Genomic DNA, 16404 nt, shown 5'->3' on the forward strand with positions numbered 1-16404 from the left:
GCCCGGCGAGCGGCCCCACGCCGGTTTGGGGATGCGCCGCGAACTTCAATAGGATCCGGCGATGATCATAAGAAGAAGGCTGACGGTCGGGGTGGGCATTCTGCTCGCCACCCTGACCGCCGGGCTCGGTTCGGCGCTCCCCGCCGCCGCCGGCGAACCCACCGCCCAACCCTCCCCCAAGGTCGAGCTGGTGCTCGACGTCAGCGGTTCCATGCGGACCCGCGACATCGACGGCCAGTCCCGGATGACCGCCGCCAAGCAGGCGTTCAACGAGGTGCTGGACGCGGTGCCGGAGCAGGTGGAGCTCGGCATCCGCACGCTCGGCGCCGACTACCCGGGCAACGACCGCAAGGTCGGCTGCAAGGACACCCGGCAGCTCTACCCGGTCGGCCCGCTCGACCGCACCGAGGCCAAGACCGCCGTCGCCACCCTGGCGCCCACCGGCTGGACCCCGATCGGCCCGGCCCTGCTGGGCGCCGCCGACGACCTCAAGGGCGGTGACGCCACCCGGCGGATCGTCCTGATCACGGACGGCGAGGACACCTGCGGTCCGCTCGACCCGTGCGAGGTGGCCCGTGACATCGCGGCCCGGGGCATCCACCTGGTCATCGACACCCTGGGCCTGGTGCCCAACACCAAGATCCGCGAGCAGCTGACCTGCATCGCCGAGGCCACCGGCGGCACCTACACCGCGGTCAAGCACACCGACGAACTCTCCGGCCGCGTGAAGCAGTTGGTGGACCGTGCCGCCGAACCCGTCGTCACCCCGGTGGCGACCGAGGGCGCGAACAGTTGCACCGACGCGCCGCAGCTCAAGCCCGGCCTGTACACCGACCGCGAGACCTTCGGCCAGCACCGCTGGTACCGGGTGGATGTACTGCCCGGTCAGGAGCTGCGCGCCTCGGTCAGCGTCGCCGCCGACCGCGCCGTGAACAACGACTACGGCGTGCTGATGCGGGCGCTGACCGTGCACGGCCGCGAGATCGTACGGGGCTCGGAGTCCGGCACCGGACGCACCGACGTGATCTCCTCCGGTCTGCGCTACCCGAAGGCCGAACTGGACGACACCGACAGCGACAAGCCCGCCGCCGAGACGGTCTGTCTCCAGGTCGGCAACTCGTTCTCCGCCCCCGCCTCGGTGAAGACCGAGCCCGGCCTGCCGATCGAGCTGACCATCGACGTGGTGGACGGCCCGGACGACGCCGCCGACGTCGCCGCGTTCGGACTCGGCCGCGGCTGGTGGCTGCTGGGCGTGCTCGTCCTGACCGGACTGCTCGCCGGTCTGGTCTTCGGCTGGATCTCGCGCTGGCGCGTCGCCGTCTGGAGGACCAACTGATGCGTAGGACAACCCGTCTGCTCGCGGGCGCCCTGATCACCGGGCTCGCCCTGCTCACCCCGGCGGGCGCGGCGCTGGCCGACGACCCGTCGACGAGCCCGAGCCCCGGCGCCGCCGGCGACGGCTCCGCCCCCACCGAGGCCGGGACCGCCTTCCGGACCGCGACCGCCCTCCAGCAGGGCCAGCGCGCCACCGCCGAGGCATCCACCGGCGACTACCTGTACTGGGTGTTCCCCGCCGACGCGGGCCAGCGCGCCACCGTCACGGCGACGATCACCCTGCCGCAGGACACCGCCCGGCACGGTGCGTCGACCTGGCAGGTCGACGTGTACGACGGACTGCGCCGCCGCCAGGCGTGCATGTACGGCCGTCAGACCGGCAAGGCCGCCGCCGACGCGCCGACGGTCGAGCTGAAGTGCGTCCTGCGGACCGTCCGTGCCTGGTCGGAGCCGTGGGCCAACGACCCGCTGCCGGGCAGCTACTACGTCCGGCTGACGGTCGTGGACCTGCCGTCGACGGACCTCGGTCTGCCGGTGCGGGCCGAGGTCGAGGTCACCTCCGTCGACAAGGGCGGCTCCGCCGACGTGGACGGCACCCTGTCGAAGCCGCTGGTCCCCGGGATCTCCTCCGTCGCGCAGGCCGCGGACGAGTCGTCGGACGACGACGGCGACGGTTCCACCCGCACGGTCTCGCTCGGCAGTGAGCCCGAGGACGGCTGGGCCTCGGGCTGGTGGACCGACCGCTGGCTGTGGACGGTCGGCGGCGGGATCCTCGGGGCGCTCGCGGGCGTCTTCGGGTACTCCCTCACGCGCGGGCGCGGCCGCCCGTCGCACGTACCGCCGCACGTCTGACCCGCGGCTCCGTGACCGCCGGACAGCCGTCCGGCGGTCACGGACCGCCCATTCTCCGCCACCAGCCGCCCGCCCCGTCCCCAGGCGGGCGGCACGCGACTAGGCTCGTCAACCCACGTACCGCACAAGGCCGATGGTGTTTCCGGACGGCGGGCGGTGCGGCTGGATCCAGTCGCCGCGTACCGGTTCGGGCGCGCCATGAAGAGCGGAGACCTCCCATGTCCACGCAGACCGGCCCGGCCGTCGGCGGCCGGGCGCGCGAGCACCGGATCGTCCCCGGCCCGAAGGGGCTGCCGTTCCTCGGCAGTCTGCTCCGGTTCGGGAAGGACCCGCTCGCCTTCTTCGGCCGGCTGCGCTCGTACGGGCCGATGGTGAGCTGGCGGTTCGGCCCCAATCCCTGTGTGTTCGTCTCCGATCCGGAGTGCGTGGGCGAACTGCTCACCGAGACGGAACGTTCCTTCGACCAGCCTGCCCTGGGCATCGCCTTCCGCACGGTGATGGGCAACGGCGTGGTGGTCGCCCGCGGCGCCGACTGGCGGCGCAAGCGCTCCCTGGTGCAGCCCTCGGTACGGCCCAAGCAGGTGCGCTCGTACGCGGCGACGATGACGGACAGCACGGTGGAGCTGGCGGACGGCTGGTCGGACGGCGACCGGATCGACGTCAAGCGGGAGATGGCGGCGCTGACCCAGCGGATCGCCGTGCGCACCATCTTCGGGGTGGACACGGCGGCCGACGCGGAGTCGATGGGCCGGGCGATGGACGTGGCGCAGCGGGAGATCGGCAAGGAGTTCGCCGGGCTCGGAGCCGTCCTGCCGGACTGGGTGCCGACGCCGGGCCGGGCCCGGATCAGGAGGGCCGCCGCGGTCATCGACGCCGAGGTGGCCCGGGTCGTCGCCCGCCACCGCGACGGCGGGGAGGACCGCCCCGACCTGCTGAGCCGGCTGCTGACCGCCGTCGACGAGAAGGGGGCCCGGCTCAGCGACCGGGAGATCCGGGACGAGACGGTCACGCTGTACATCGGCGGGCACGAGACGACCAGTTCCACCCTGGTGTGGGCCTGGTACCTGCTGTCCCGCGCACCCCGGGTGCGTACCGCGCTCGTCGAGGAGCTGGACCGGGTGCTGGGCGACCGGGAGCCCGGGATCGAGGACTACGCGCGGCTCACGTACACGCAGTCCGTGGTCAAGGAGACGCTGCGGCTGTATCCGACGATCTGGCTGGTCACGGGGGTCGCGAAGGAGGGGGCGCGGATCGGCGGCGTCCCGATGCCGGAGGGCACCCGGGTGTGGAGCAGCCAGTGGGTGACGCACCGCGACGCGCGGTGGTTCCCGGAGCCGGAGGAGTTCCGCCCCGAGCGCTGGGACCCGGAATCCGGCGACGACATCCCGGAGTACGCCTGGTTCCCGTTCGGCGGCGGCCCCCGGGCCTGCCTGGGCACCCGGTTCGCGATGGTCGAGGCGGTGCTGGTGCTGGCCGTGCTGGCGCGCCGCTTCGAGCTGGTGGTGGACCCGGGAGTCGTCAACCCCGTGCCGTCGCTGACCCTGCAGCCGGACCGGGACGTCCTGGCGACGGTCCGCGCACGGTAACGGGGGCCTCCGGTGCGGGTGCGCGGGCGGTCCCGCACCGGGCGCGGTGGCGCACCCATGCCCGATCTGTCGCGGAGATCGGGTCCCACGGTCCACACTGTCCATGTCGGCCGCCCCGGCCTGCGGGCCGTCGACGCATGTCGATGCGTGCCGACGCATGCCGATCGAAGGGGAGAACCACCATGCGCCTCCGCTCCGCACTCACGCCCGCCCTCTGCGCCGCGGCCGCCCTGGCCCTGACCGGCACCGCGGCGGCGGCCGCCGCCGGATCCGCGTCCACCGCGACCGCCGCCCCCGAGACCTGCCGGGAGAAGAACCTCGACGTACGCGCCGCGCCCGGCGGACAGCGGAACGTCGCCCGGATCAGCGTCACCAACACCGGTGACCGGTCCTGCACGGTGGACCGCATCCCCACGATCACCTTCCGCGGACTGGACGGCTCCGCCCTGCCCGTACCGCCTTCCGAGAGCGGCCCGTACGTGCTGTCCGGCGGCGAGCGGGCCTACGCCGCCGTGCGCACCGCGGACTCTTCGGCCACCGAGGGCCGGGTCGTCGGCAGCCTGTCCGTCGCGGCGGACCCCTCCCACTACGGCGTGACCTTCGGCGCGGCGGCCGTGGGCATGCCCCGGGGCGTCCATGTGTGGGAGCCGGTCACCACGCTGTGGCAGGAGTCGGCCGCCGCGGCGGACCGTGCGCTGGGGAACGCGCCGAACTGACCCCGGGAGGGCCCCGGGCTCAGCCGTTCAGCAGGACGGGGAAGGCGGCCATGTCGTTCTGCGTCATGACCGGAAGCTTGGTCACGTCCTCGTCCGGGACGGCGGCGCGCAGCTTGGGGAAGCGGGCGAACAGCGCGGGCAGGGCGATCTGCGCCTCGACCCTGGAGAGCGCGGCGCCGGGGCAGATGTGCGGACCGTGGCCGAAGGTCATGTGCCGGATCGGGGCCGGGCGTCCGCAGTCGAAGGCGTCGGCGTCCGCGCCGTGCTGCTCGGTGTCGCGGCCGATCGCCCGGTAGGAGATGACGACCCCCTCGCCCCGGGGGATCGTGACGTCGCCGATCTGGATGTCCTCGGTCGCGAACCGCATCAGCAGATGGGTGGTGGGCGTGTCCCAGCGCAGCGTCTCCTCGATCACGTTCTCCCAGGAGATCTCCCCGTCGAGGACCCGGCGCAGCTGGTCGGGGTGGGTGAGCAGGGCGCGTACGGCGTTGAGGACGAGCCCGATGGTGGTCTCGTGCCCGGCGGCCACCATAGCCTTGAGGTTGCCGACGACCTCCTCCTCGGTGAGCGGTTCGCCGCCCTCATCGGCGAGGATCAGCGCACTGGTGAGGTCGTCGGCGGGGTGCGCGGTCCGCTCGCGCACGAGGGCGGTGTAGAAGACGTCCAGCTCGGCGAGGAGCGCGAGCCGTTCCTCCTGCGGGGTGAGCATCGAGAAGAACGCCTTGTAGCGGCTGAGCAGCATGGGGTGCTCGGTCTCGTCGACGCCCATCAGCATGCCGACGACCCGCATCGGCAGCGGCTGGGCGAAGACCGACTTGAGGTCGACCACTCCGTCCTCGCTCCGGGCGGCCTGTTCGGCGAGGGCGTCGAGGAGTTCCGCGGTGAACCTCTCGATGTCCGGACGGATCTCCTCCAGCCGGCGCGGGGTGAGCGCCTGGGAGGTCTTGCTGCGCAGCCGCCGGTGCTCGGCGCCGTCCACGGTGAACATGGACCGTCCGGCGTCGATCATGCCGATCAGGGGCCACTCGTGGGTGACCTCGCCGCGCCGCCAGAGGTCCCAGGCGTCGAGGTCCTTCACCAGGCGCGGGTCGACGAGCAGTTGGCGGGCGAGGGCGTGCCGGGTGACGGCGAGGGCCGGTACGCCGAGGAGTTCGATCCGGGCGAGCGGGCCCGCGTCACGCAGCCGGGCGGTCTCGCCGTCGAGGTCCTGGACGAGCGGGTCGATGACGACGGCACCGGTGGGGACGGCCCCGGTGGTGCCGTTCGCGGCGGCGGCGTGCGGGCAGGTCACGGCAGGTCTCCTGTCGGGCGTACGGGGGCGAAGCTCACGGGCAGGGCGGTCATCCCGCGCAGGAAGGCGGACTGCCGCCGGACCAGTTCCGGCACCGGTACGGCCAGTTCCAGGTCGGGCAGGCGGTCCAGCAGCACCTCGATGCCGGTGCGGGCGATGATCTCGGCGATCTCCTGCGCGGGGAACGGGCAGCGGTACTCGCCGTGGCTGAAGGCCAGGTGGGCGCTGTTGCCGCTGCGGCCGGAGGGGCTCTGCGCGGTGGCGAGGTGCTGGCGGATGTGCGGATCGGAGTTGGCCGCGCCGAGGCCCAGCAGCAGCATGTCCCCGGCACGGATGTTCCGGTCGGCGAGCCGGGTGTCGCGGGCGGCCCAGCGCCCGGCGAGGATCTGGGTCGGCGCCTCCTCCCAGAGCACCTCGTTCATGGCCTCGGCGACGCTGTGCCGGCCGCCGGTGAGCGCGACGGCGAACTGGTCGTCGGTGAGCATCAGCCTGAGCGAGTTGCCGATCCAGTCGGCCGTGGTGAGGTGGCCCGCGGCCGTGATGGCCATCAGGTCGAGGACGTACTCCTCGTCGGTGAACTCCCCGGCGTGGGCGAGCATGCGCGAGGTCACGTCGGTGCCGGGCGCGGCCCGGCGGGCCGCCAGCAGCCGCCCCATGTGCTCGCCGAACCGGAGATGGGCCTCCTGGGCGCCGGGGCCGCCGTCGGCCAGGTCCCGGAGCACCTCGGCGATCAGCGGGCCCTCCTCGTCGGGGAACCCGAGGAGCCGGGCGAGGACGAGCACGGGCAGCGGTACGGCGAAGTCGGCGATCAGGTCGGCGGTGCCCCGGTGGCAGAATCCGTCGACCAGCCGGTCCGCCAACTCCTCGCACCGCGTGCGGAGTTCGAATTGCTCGACCTCCTCCAGCGCCTGACCGACCATGGCGGCATGGCGCCGGTGCTCGGCGCCCGCGGTGAAGTAGATGGACGGCATCGGGCGGCCGACCATGGGCAGCAGCGGCCAGTCCTCGGGGATGTTCCCCCACTGGTTCCACAGTCCGACGTCCCGGGGGAACAACTCGCCGTCGGTGGTGACCTGGTGGAGTTCCCGGTAGCCGATGACCAGCCAGGCGGGGATTCCGCCGGGCAGTTCCACGGGCACGACGGGCCCGTGCTCGGCGCGCATCGCGCGGTGGACCTTGTGGGGTTCGGTGTGGAATCCGGGCCCGCTCAGCGGCACCCGGGACGCGTCGCCCCCCAGGGGACAGCGACCCGTGACGGGCGGCGGAAAGGCGGAAGGGTGTTCGGGCACCGCGGATGCGGGCGTCGTCATCGTACGGAATCTCCTGCAACGAGGGCTTCGCTCGGTCTGCGGTGGTCGGCCGATCAACGCGGCTTCACTATAAGGACGTTCAGTGACTCTTCGTATGCTGTTTCTGATCATTCCTTTTACTTCTTCGACCGAAGGCACCCCGAAAACTCCCCCCCCCACTCCCCGTCGGACCTCCCTTCCCGTAGGCGGAAATCGAAACCCTGAACCTGTTCAGCTCTGCCGTTCCGTCGGGCGTAGGTTGTGCGGTGAACAGATTCCATCTCGGCCGAGAGACGGGCGATACCCATGACCGACCACACAGCGGTGTCCGGCCCCGAGCGGCAGAAGATCGACACATCGGTGCCGCACTCGGCCCGGATCTGGAACTACTGGCTGGGAGGCAAGGACAACTACCCGGTCGACGAGCAGGCCGGGGACGCGTACAGCGCCGTCTTCCCGGGCATCACCACCGTCGCCCGCAGCAGCCGGGCCTTCCTGGGCCGGGTGATCACCCATCTGGTCACGGAGGCGGGGATCCGGCAGTTCCTGGACATCGGCACCGGCCTGCCCACCGTGGACAACACGCACGAGGTGGCGCAGCGGCTCGCCCCGGAGGCGAGGATCGTCTACGCCGACCACGACCCGATGGTCCTCGCGCACGCCCGCGCCCTGCTCACCTCGACCCCCGAGGGCACGACCGCCTACGTCGACGCCGACCTCACCGACCCGGACCGCATCCTGTCGCTCGCCGCCGGGACACTGGACCTGTCCCGCCCCACCGCCCTCATCCTGAGCAACATCCTCGGCCACATCGCCGACCACGACCAGGCGCGCGCCATCGTCACCCGGCTGATGGACGCACTGCCCTCCGGCAGCTACCTGGCCGTCAACGACGGTTCGCGCGGCGTCGACACCGATTACGAGCGGGCCCAGGACGCCTACAACGAGACCGGGGCCATCCCCTACTTCCTGCGCCCCGTCGACCGGATCACGGCGTACTTCGACGGCCTGGAGCTGCTGGACCCCGGCGTCGTGTCGGTCCCCTTCTGGCGACCGGACCCCGCCGCCCCCGCCGCCCGCCCGGTCGGCGAACACGGCGGCCTCGCCCGCAAGCCGTGACGCTCCCGGGCGGGCCGCCGTCCCCCTGCGGTGGCCCGGCCGCCGGATGTGCTGATTGACTGTCACGGCCGGACGAATGCCCGGAGGTCCGCCCGGCCGACCGGACGAAGGACGAGGAGCGTACGGATGGAACAGGGGCGGACCGGGTGGCTTCGCGTGCCGGTGGGGGACGACGCGGCACGGTGGGCGACCCGGAAGGAGTGTCTGCGGGTCCTCGTCGTCGTGCACAACGTGACCTCCGCGACCCGGCTGCTCGACGTACTGCCCCTGTTCGACGACGATCTGCGCGTCCAGCTCCTGGCCACCTGCACGGGCTCCTCCGCCTTCACGGCCGGCACCGCCGAACTGCTGGCCGATGTCGGGGTGCCGGTGCTGCCGTGGGAGCAGGCCCTCGAAACCGACGCGGACCTGGTGATCTCCGCCAGCTTCGGCGGCCGACTGGAGGCGTTCTCGGGGCGGTTGGCCATCCTCTCGCACGGCATTGGCTACACTAAAAGGCTGGCAACACCGGACACCGGACACCGGACACCGGACACCGGACAGGGGTCGGGGTCGGCGCCCGCGCCGGTTTTCGGGCTCGCGCCGTCGTGGCTGCTCTCGGACCGGGGCGCGCCCCTCGCGGACGCGCTCGTGCTCTCCCACCCCGAACAACTCGACCGGCTGCGCGCCGCCTGTCCCGAGGCCGCGCCGACCGCGGTTCTCGCCGGTGACCCCTGCTACGACCGGATGCTCGCCGCCCGCCCGTACCGCGAGCGCTTCCGCCGCGCGTTCGGTGTCCGGCCGGGGCAGCGGCTCGTCCTGCTCAGCTCGACCTGGGGCGCCGCCTCCCTCCTCGGCGACGGCGATGATCTGGTCGCCGCCCTGCTGGGCCGGGTCGCCGACGAGTTCCCCGTGGACGAGTACCGGTTCGCGGCCGTGCTGCACCCCAACATCTGGCACGGACACGGCCCGGGGCAGATCCGCTCCTGGCTGGACCGCGCACGGCGCGCCGGGCTGACCCTTGTCGATCCGCTGCACGGCTGGCGGCAGGCCCTGCTGGCCGCCGACGCGGTGATCGGGGACCACGGCTCGGTCACCTACTACGCCGCCGCCCTCGGCATCCCCGTCCTGCTGGGCGCCACGCCGCTGGACGACCTCGATCCGGACGCGCCGATCTCGGCATTCATGCGCGAGGCGCCCCGGCTCGACCCGGCCGCCCCGCTCGCCACGCAGATCGAGGACGTCGTGGACCGGCACCGCCCCCTGCTCGGGCCCGCCGAGTTCACCACCTCCGTGCCCGGCGAGTCCGCCGCCCGGCTCCGGCGGCTCTTCTACTCGATGATGGCGGCGGCCGAACCCGCCCGGCCCGCCTCCCTGGAGCCGCTCCCGCTGCCCGCCCTGGAGCCCGGGACGGCGACGGTGCCGCTGCGGGTCCGGTCGCGGGTGCTCGGGCCGGGCGAGGTGGCGGTCCGGCGGTGGGCGGGCGACCGTTCGGCGGCAGGCCCCCGGGACGACGCGGAACTGCACATCGCCGTCCACGAGGACACCCGGGACGTGGGCCTGCTGGAGCTGGCGGACGTCGTCTTCCGGCACGGCGCCCCCGACGATCCCCGCTTCGGCTCCCCGGAGCGGTGGACCGCCGAGGCGCTCCGCCGCTTTCCGGGGTGCTCCCTGGCGGCCTATGTGACGGGTCCGGCCACGTGCGTGGTACGGGTGCGCGGCGGTGAGCCCCTGTCCCTGGCGGCGGACGAACCCGGAGCGGACCCCGCCGCGTACGCCTCCGCCCTGCACGCCTGGCTGGCGGGCGGCGGCCACGGCCCGGCGGCGGAGCGGCGGCTCGCCCGGGTGGTGTCCGAGGGCCTCGTCGTGCGGACCGGTGACCGCGCCCATCGCGTACGGGTGGTGCCCGGCGGGTCCGGGCGCTCCGGCCGCTGAGCCGGGCGCCCGGAGCGCGGCCTCAGCTCCCGGCGCAGCTCTCCCGCAGATGCCGGAGGTAGGCGAGCTGGTACGTGGCGTTCTGTCCGTCCAGCTCGGTGATCGCGGCGTCGATCAGCGGCAGTGCTGCCCCGGTGTCCGACTCGTCCAGCCGGGTCTCGGCGAGATCCGTGAGCGTCCGGGCCGTGTTGTACGTGTCGCCGCTCGCCCGGAAGTCCCGCAACGCGGCCTCCAGCTTCTCCCGGGCGGCGGCCGTCTCCCCGGAGACGCGCAGCGCCCGCCCCCGGTGCCGTTCCAGCAGCGTCCGGGCCCGGGGCAGGTCGGCGACGCCGGGGTCCCCCTCACCGATCGTGTCCAGAACGGCGCCCGCCTCCTCGAAGTAGTCGTACGCCTCGCGGCCGCGCCACTCGCGCAGGCGCAGCAGCCCCAGGAACTCGACGGCCGAGGCGTGGCCCCGCTTGTGGCCGGCCGCTTCCTCGGCCCTCGCCGCCGCCCGGGCCGCCGTCTCCGCCTCGCGCCAGCGCTTCAGCTCGGTCAGTGTGTGGGCGAGTTGGGCGTGGAGCGCGCCGGCGTCCGGGCTGTCGGGGTCCCGCTCGTCGGCGAGCCGCGCGCCCGTGCGGAGTGTCGGCAGCAGCCTCTCGTGGTGACCTGCCTTGAGCTGGAGCGGCCACAGCGCTCGGCACAGGCGCACGGCGGTGTCCGGGTCGCCGGACTCCTCGGCGCAGCGCACCGCCTCCGTCAGGTTGCCGAGCTCCGCGAGGAGTACGCCGAGGGCGACGCCCTCGTTCTCATGGCGCGGCCCGGTGGCGGGCCCGGTCGGGGCGGGGACGCGCCAGCTCTTCGGGAGCGCCTGGTGGGCGGCGGACGCCGCGAGGTCGGCGTAGCCGCTCAGGGCCTTGGCGAGCGCCGCCGAGCAGACCGCGATGCCGTCCTCCTCGATGGCGGTCGCCTCGGCGTGGACACGGACCCCCGGGCGGTAGTGGTAGCGGCCGTGGCCGGTGGCGTACTCCAGGAGCATCCGGTCGGCCAGCTCCTCCAGGAGGTCCGCCGTCCTCCCCGCGTCCAGACCGGTGGTCCGGGCGGCCGCGGCGGCGTCGAAGGCGGGCCAGGGACGCAGGGCCATCAGCCGGTACACCCGTGCGGCGTCCGGTGTCAGGAGCCGGTAGTTGTCCTCGGCGGCGGCCCGCACCGCGTCGCCGCCCGTCGTGGCGGGCCGGGGCGGGAGCGCGGAGGCGGTGAGCTGGTGGGCGGCGGCGCGCAGGGCGTACGGGGAGCCGCCGCACCGCTGGAGGAGCGAGGGCAGCGTGGCGCGGGCGGCTGCGACGGTGGACTTGTCGGTGAGGGCGGTGAGCAGGCGCTCGGCGTCCCGGTCCGGGAGCGGGCCGACGGGCACCCGTACGGCGTCGACGGAGGGGAAGGGCGTACGGGCGACCAGGATCGTGAAGACCCCGGGCGCCGGGGTGAGGAAGGGCCGCACCTGCGCGGCGGAGTACGCGTGGTCGAGCACGACCAGGAGCCCGAGGTCCGCCACCCGGTGGCGGAAGGCCTCGGCGAGGTCGTCGACTCCGGTCGGCATCTCCTCGTCCGGGACGCGGAGTTGGCGCAGGAGGGCGCGCAGCGCGCTGCCGACGTCGCGGCCGCCGCCCCGGGCGCCGAGGTCGGCGTAGAGGGTGCCGTCCGGGAAGAGGCGGTTCGGCTGCGCGCCGAAGTGCACGGCGAGGGCGCTGGACCCCATGCCGTCCGGGCCGTGCACCAGGGCGATGCGGGGCCGTCCGTCCGGGCGCCGGGACGCCTCCCGCTGGAGGTCGCGCAGAGCGTCCTTGCGGTCCGTGAAGAACCTGATGGAGGTGGGCAGGTCGGAGCGGACGGCGCCGGTCGGGGAGGGCGCGCGGCGCACCCGGGCGGCCAATGCGTTCCAGTGGACGGCGCGTCGCGGGTCGGCGCGGATCTGTTCGTGGAGCAGGCGGGCCAGGGCGTCCCGCTCCTCCGGGTTCGCCGGTGCGGATACCTCACGGCCGATGATTCTGAGCACGGCGCCACCGGTGGTCTCCCAGGCCCACTTCCCGGCCTCGCCGGCCATTCCCGAGCCGACCGCACCGAGCACAGCCGAGATCGCCGCCACCGACGTGGGGTCCAGCATGTCGCGCACTCCTCGTTCCCGGTGTTTGGCTCGGTCGCCCTCCCCGGCGCCGTCGCTGTCACCGTGCGGGTCACACGTTAGCGTCCGCAGGGCCGGACTCCCCCGGCTTCCCGCCGGTGCCGTCGGCGGTGCCTCGGCGGACCGGCCACGGAACGCAACTCACCGGCCGCCGTTCCGGATTGGCTGCGAGCGACCGTCCCGGGGCGTTCGCCGGGCGCCCCGGTGTCCGTCCGTTCCGGCAGCGGCCAGACCGGCGGCACCCGATGTCTACCCACGGGTAACTCCCTTTGCTTTGATGGTCGGCGCCACCACCCGCCCTCTTCCCCATCAGGAGAAACCGTGCCGAACCCCGTGATCCGCCGTCTCTCCGGCACCGTTCTGGCCGGCGCGCTCGCCGCGGCGACCCTGGCCGTCAACGCTCCGCAGGCCGCGGCGGCGGACACCCCGTCGCTGCGCGTCCTCACGTACAACACGTTCCTGATGAGCAAGAACCTCTATCCGAACTGGGGCCAGGACCACCGGACGGCGGAGATCCCGAAGACGCCGTTCTTCCAGGGCAATGACGTCGTCGTGCTCCAGGAGGCGTTCGACAACTCCGCCTCGGACGCGCTGCTGCGCGCCGCCTCGGACCGGTACCCGTACCAGACGCCGGTGGTGGGCCGGAGCAGGAGCGGCTGGGACGCGACCGGCGGGGCGTACTCGGCGCTCACCCCGGAGGACGGCGGGGTGACGGTGCTGAGCAAGTGGCCGATCGTGCGCAAGGAGCAGTTCATCTACAAGGACGCCTGCGGCAGCGACAGTTGGTCGAACAAGGGATTCGTCTACACCGAGCTGGACGTGAACGGCGCACGGGTCCACGTCGTCGGGACGCACACCCAGTCGACCGATTCCGGCTGCGGGGCGGGCGAGGCGGCCGCCAAACGCGCCCTCCAGTTCCGGCAGATCGACGCCTTCCTCGACGCCAAGAACATACCGGCCTCCGAACAGGTCCTCGTGGCGGGCGACTTCAACGTCGACTCCCGCTCCGCCGAGTACCCGTCGATGCTCGCCGACGCCGGTCTGGTCGCCCCCGACGCCCGGACCGGGCACCCGTACTCCTTCGACACCCGGGACAACTCGATCGCCGCCGACCGCTACCCGGACGACCCGCGCGAGGACCTCGACCACGTGCTGCACCGCGCCGGGCACGTGCGTCCGGCCGGGTGGACCAACGACGTGGTCAAGGAGGAGAGCGCGCCCTGGACCGTGAGCAGCTGGGGCAAGAGCTACACGTACACCAACCTCTCCGACCACTACCCGCTGGTCGCCTCGGCGCGGTGACCCCCCGGGCCCCGGCGGCCGATGACGGGGCGGCCCTCTACGATCGTACGGATGTGCGCACATGTCATGGTCGCCGAGGACGACGAGAAGCAGGCCGAGCTCGTCCGCCGCTATCTCGAACACGAAGGCCACGCGGTCACGGTCGTCGGTGACGGGCTCGCGGCCCTCGCCGGGGTCCGGCACCGCGAGCCCGATCTGCTGGTGCTCGACGTGATGATGCCGCGGGCCGACGGTCTCGACGTGGTCCGGGTGCTGCGGGCCGAGCGGCGCGAGCTGCCGGTGCTGATGCTGACGGCCCGGTCCACCGAGGACGACCTGCTGCTGGGGCTGGACCTCGGCGCGGACGACTACCTCACGAAGCCGTACAGCCCCCGCGAGCTGATGGCCCGGGTGCGGACCCTGCTGCGGCGCACCCGCCGGGGCGGGACCGGCGGCGCTCCCGTCCCCGGCGCGGATTCCGCGCTGCGGGTCGGGGAGCTGCTCGTCGACCCGGACCGGCACGAGGTCCGGGTCGGGGACCGGGCCGTGGACTGCACACCGGGCGAGTTCCGGATCCTGGCCGCCCTGGCGGCCGAACCCGACCGGGTCTTCACCCGGCAGCGGCTCCTGGAGGAGTTGCACGGCTTCGACCGGTACGTCAGCTTCCGCACGGTCGACGTGCACATCATGAACCTGCGCAAGAAGATCGAGCCCGCGCCGCGCCGCCCGGTCCGGCTGCTGACGGTCTTCGGCGTCGGCTACAAGCTGACGGACCCGGCCGGGAGCACCCCCCGTGCGTCGTGAGCGGCGGCGGGCCCGACTGCCGTTGCGCCGGAGCCTGTTCGGCCGGCTGCTGACGGTGTCCGCGCTGGTGGCCGCGTGTTCGGTGGCGGCGACCGCGTGGATAGCCGTACAGACCACCTCCGGCGCCATCAAACAGGAGCAGGGCCAGAACCTGACGGCGGACGCCCGCATCTACAACACCCTGCTCGGGTACGCGGCGACCCATCCCACCTGGGACGGGGTCGGCGGCACGGTCCGCGAGCTGGCGCGGCAGTCCGGGCGGCGGATCGCGCTCACCACCCAGCGGCGGGTACCGCTCGCCGACTCCGCCGCCCCGTCCTCGCCGTCCGCGCTGCCGCCCCAGGTCTCGGCGATCGTCGATCCGCTGTCGGTGGACACCGCACTGTCCCGGACCGTCGAGGGGACGGGCGGCACGGCGGGGGAAACCGGTGGCGCCGCAGCCGGGACCGCCGAGCGGGTCGACCCGAGGGCGGTCGGCCCGTTCCGCCTGCCCGCCGCCGAGCGTACGGCCCTGCTGCGCACCGCCGAACGGTACGCGGCCTGTCTGAACCGGACCGGGGTCGCGGCGGACGTGGTCCGCGGCCCCAGCGGACGCCCCCGGGTGCAGCGGGTCGGCGGCGGTCCGGACCGGGCGGGGGACGACCGGTGCGGTTCCGAGGCGCTGGACACCCCGACCGCGACCGAACGGAAGGCGCTGGACGCGCTCGACGCCCTCGCCAACGCCTGTCTGAAGCGCCAGGACCGCTCCGTCATCCATCTCAACCCGGACCTTTCCTGGGACGACGGCGCCCGGCCCCGGGAGGCCGCGGGCGCGGCCACCCGCGCGGTCCCCTCCCCCGTACCGACGGTGCGGACCGGTGACGACGACCGGGCCACCGCCTCCTGCGTGGACACGGCGCGGCGGGAGCAGCTCAGCTCCTACGTCGCCTCGCCCGCGCTGCTGTTCATCGGCGCGGAGAACGGCACGACCGTTCCGGGTTTCGACCTCTCCCCCGCGAACACCGCGAAGATCGCGGGCGCTGCGGCGCTCGTCCTGGCGCTCACGGTCGGGGCCACCGTGCTCGCCGGCTCACGGCTGGTGCGGCCGCTGCACGCCCTGACCGGTGCGGCGCAGCGGATGCGGGACGGGGAGGACTCCGAACCGGTGCTGGTCAGCGACGACAACGAGATCGGGCGGCTCGCCGCCGCGTTCAACGACATGGCCGGCCACCGGGCGCGGCTGGAGGCGCAGCGCAAGGACATGGTCAGCGATGTCGCCCATGAGCTGCGGACACCGCTGAGCAACATCCGGGGCTGGCTGGAGGCCGCGCAGGACGGTCTGGCGGAGCCGGACCCGGCGTTCATCGCCTCGCTGCACACGGAGGCCGTGCAGTTGCAGCACATCATCGACGACCTCCAGGACCTCGCCGCGGCGGACGCCGGCGCGCTGCGGCTGCATCCCGAGCCGGTGCGGGTCGAGGACGTGGTGGCGCGGGTCGTCTCGGCGCACCAGGGGCGGGCCGAGACGGCGGGGGTCGCGCTCACCGCCGGGGCCGGCTCCCCCGGCATGCTGTGGGCCGATCCGGTCCGGCTGCGTCAGGCGATCGGCAACCTGGTCTCCAACGCGGTGCGCCACACCTCGCCCGGCGGGCGGGTCACCGTCCGCGCCCATGTGGACGGGGCGGACGGGGACGCCCCAAACGTGGTGATCGAGGTCGCGGACACCGGCAGCGGCATCCCGGCCGAGCATCTGCCGTACGTCTTCGACCGCTTCTGGCGGGCCGAGAAGTCGCGCAGCCGCCGCACCGGGGGCAGTGGGCTGGGGCTGGCGATCGTACGGAAACTCGTGGAGGGGCACGGCGGTTCGGTGGACGTGACCAGCGTCGAGGGGGAGGGCTCGGTGTTCACGCTCCGGCTGCCCGCCGACACCGGCGCCCATATACCGCGACCGCCCTCGACCGGGCCTGATGCGATGACCACAAGGATCTGACAGCTTCCTCACAACTCCACGCCAGCCTGTCGGCATGCCTCGCGCCCGGCGCCGAACGCGTACCGGGCAGCAACGAGGCCGACCTGGAAT

At 73.6% G+C, this 16404-nt stretch carries 12 protein-coding genes; 9 read left to right on the forward strand and 3 right to left on the reverse strand.

Annotation, left to right across the window (positions count from 1 at the left end):
* Nucleotides 1–61 precede the first annotated feature (61 nt).
* From ACWC97_RS02800 to ACWC97_RS02815, 4 genes are all read left to right on the forward strand, one after another.
* Complete coding sequence (locus tag ACWC97_RS02800) at nt 62–1336, forward strand: VWA domain-containing protein (protein WP_352274782.1); 1275 nt, start codon at nt 62–64, stop codon at nt 1334–1336.
* Complete coding sequence (locus tag ACWC97_RS02805) at nt 1336–2187, forward strand: hypothetical protein (protein WP_352274783.1); 852 nt, start codon at nt 1336–1338, stop codon at nt 2185–2187. The genes ACWC97_RS02800 and ACWC97_RS02805 overlap by 1 nt, the downstream gene beginning before the upstream one ends.
* Nucleotides 2188–2405: 218 nt before the next feature.
* Entirely contained in the window at nt 2406–3773 is a 1368-nt protein-coding gene (locus tag ACWC97_RS02810; RefSeq protein WP_450647015.1) for a cytochrome P450, read from the forward strand.
* A 182-nt stretch (nt 3774–3955) separates the two neighbouring features.
* The gene (locus ACWC97_RS02815) at nt 3956–4489 is read left to right on the forward strand and encodes a DUF4232 domain-containing protein (RefSeq protein WP_450647017.1); all 534 of its coding nucleotides are present in this window, start codon (nt 3956–3958) and stop codon (nt 4487–4489) included.
* 19 nt (nt 4490–4508) lie between these two features.
* On the opposite strand, the gene ACWC97_RS02820 is transcribed toward ACWC97_RS02815, so the two are convergent.
* Together ACWC97_RS02820 and ACWC97_RS02825 are read right to left on the reverse strand one after the other, a co-directional pair.
* On the reverse strand, nt 4509–5780 hold the full coding sequence (locus ACWC97_RS02820; protein WP_450647019.1) for a cytochrome P450 family protein: 1272 nt from the start codon (nt 5778–5780) through the stop codon (nt 4509–4511).
* Nucleotides 5777–7090 carry a cytochrome P450 gene (locus ACWC97_RS02825; protein ID WP_450647020.1) on the reverse strand — a complete coding sequence of 438 codons (1314 nt, stop codon included), beginning with the start codon at nt 7088–7090 and terminating at the stop codon, nt 5777–5779. Before ACWC97_RS02825 ends, ACWC97_RS02820 begins: the two co-directional genes overlap by 4 nt.
* 285 nt (nt 7091–7375) lie before the next feature.
* Here ACWC97_RS02825 and ACWC97_RS02830 point away from each other — a divergent pair, with 285 nt between their 5' ends.
* Both ACWC97_RS02830 and ACWC97_RS02835 read left to right on the forward strand, forming a co-directional pair.
* Nucleotides 7376–8188, forward strand: coding sequence for an SAM-dependent methyltransferase (locus ACWC97_RS02830; RefSeq protein ID WP_352274788.1), 813 nt, complete (start codon nt 7376–7378; stop codon nt 8186–8188).
* 126 nt (nt 8189–8314) lie between these two features.
* Nucleotides 8315–10102, forward strand: coding sequence for a hypothetical protein (locus ACWC97_RS02835; protein WP_450647023.1), 1788 nt, complete (start codon nt 8315–8317; stop codon nt 10100–10102).
* Between the two features lie 22 nt (nt 10103–10124).
* On the opposite strand, the gene ACWC97_RS02840 is transcribed toward ACWC97_RS02835, so the two are convergent.
* The gene (locus tag ACWC97_RS02840; protein WP_450647025.1) at nt 10125–12242 is read right to left on the reverse strand and encodes a tetratricopeptide repeat protein; all 2118 of its coding nucleotides are present in this window, start codon (nt 12240–12242) and stop codon (nt 10125–10127) included.
* Between the two features lie 339 nt (nt 12243–12581).
* On the opposite strand from ACWC97_RS02840, the gene sph reads away from it, so the two are divergent.
* From sph to ACWC97_RS02855, 3 genes are read left to right on the forward strand one after another with little or no spacing between them, the layout of a single operon-like run.
* Nucleotides 12582–13562, forward strand: a complete 981-nt coding sequence (gene sph, locus ACWC97_RS02845) for a sphingomyelin phosphodiesterase (protein ID WP_450647027.1) — start codon at nt 12582–12584, stop codon at nt 13560–13562.
* A 51-nt stretch (nt 13563–13613) separates the two neighbouring features.
* Nucleotides 13614–14345, forward strand: a complete 732-nt coding sequence (locus tag ACWC97_RS02850) for a response regulator transcription factor (protein WP_352274792.1) — start codon at nt 13614–13616, stop codon at nt 14343–14345.
* Nucleotides 14335–16314: a sensor histidine kinase gene (locus ACWC97_RS02855; RefSeq protein ID WP_450647030.1), complete on the forward strand. Its 1980-nt coding sequence runs from the start codon at nt 14335–14337 to the stop codon at nt 16312–16314. Before ACWC97_RS02850 ends, ACWC97_RS02855 begins: the two co-directional genes overlap by 11 nt.
* Nucleotides 16315–16404 lie beyond the last annotated feature (90 nt).

The organism is Streptomyces sp. NPDC001108 (assembly GCF_053598535.1).

What these genes read in the sequence shown, in the direction of transcription:
- ACWC97_RS02805 (WP_352274783.1), top strand. Translation starts at nt 1,336, where the DNA reads ATGCGTAGGACAACCCGTCTGCTCGCGGGCGCCCTGATCACCGGGCTC.
- ACWC97_RS02800 (WP_352274782.1), top strand. Translation starts at nt 62, where the DNA reads ATGATCATAAGAAGAAGGCTGACGGTCGGGGTGGGCATTCTGCTCGCC.
- ACWC97_RS02825 (WP_450647020.1), bottom strand. Translation starts at nt 7,090, where the DNA reads ATGACGACGCCCGCATCCGCGGTGCCCGAACACCCTTCCGCCTTTCCG.
- ACWC97_RS02850 (WP_352274792.1), top strand. Translation starts at nt 13,614, where the DNA reads ATGTGCGCACATGTCATGGTCGCCGAGGACGACGAGAAGCAGGCCGAG.
- ACWC97_RS02840 (WP_450647025.1), bottom strand. Translation starts at nt 12,242, where the DNA reads ATGCTGGACCCCACGTCGGTGGCGGCGATCTCGGCTGTGCTCGGTGCG.
- ACWC97_RS02835 (WP_450647023.1), top strand. Translation starts at nt 8,315, where the DNA reads ATGGAACAGGGGCGGACCGGGTGGCTTCGCGTGCCGGTGGGGGACGAC.
- ACWC97_RS02830 (WP_352274788.1), top strand. Translation starts at nt 7,376, where the DNA reads ATGACCGACCACACAGCGGTGTCCGGCCCCGAGCGGCAGAAGATCGAC.
- ACWC97_RS02815 (WP_450647017.1), top strand. Translation starts at nt 3,956, where the DNA reads ATGCGCCTCCGCTCCGCACTCACGCCCGCCCTCTGCGCCGCGGCCGCC.
- ACWC97_RS02810 (WP_450647015.1), top strand. Translation starts at nt 2,406, where the DNA reads ATGTCCACGCAGACCGGCCCGGCCGTCGGCGGCCGGGCGCGCGAGCAC.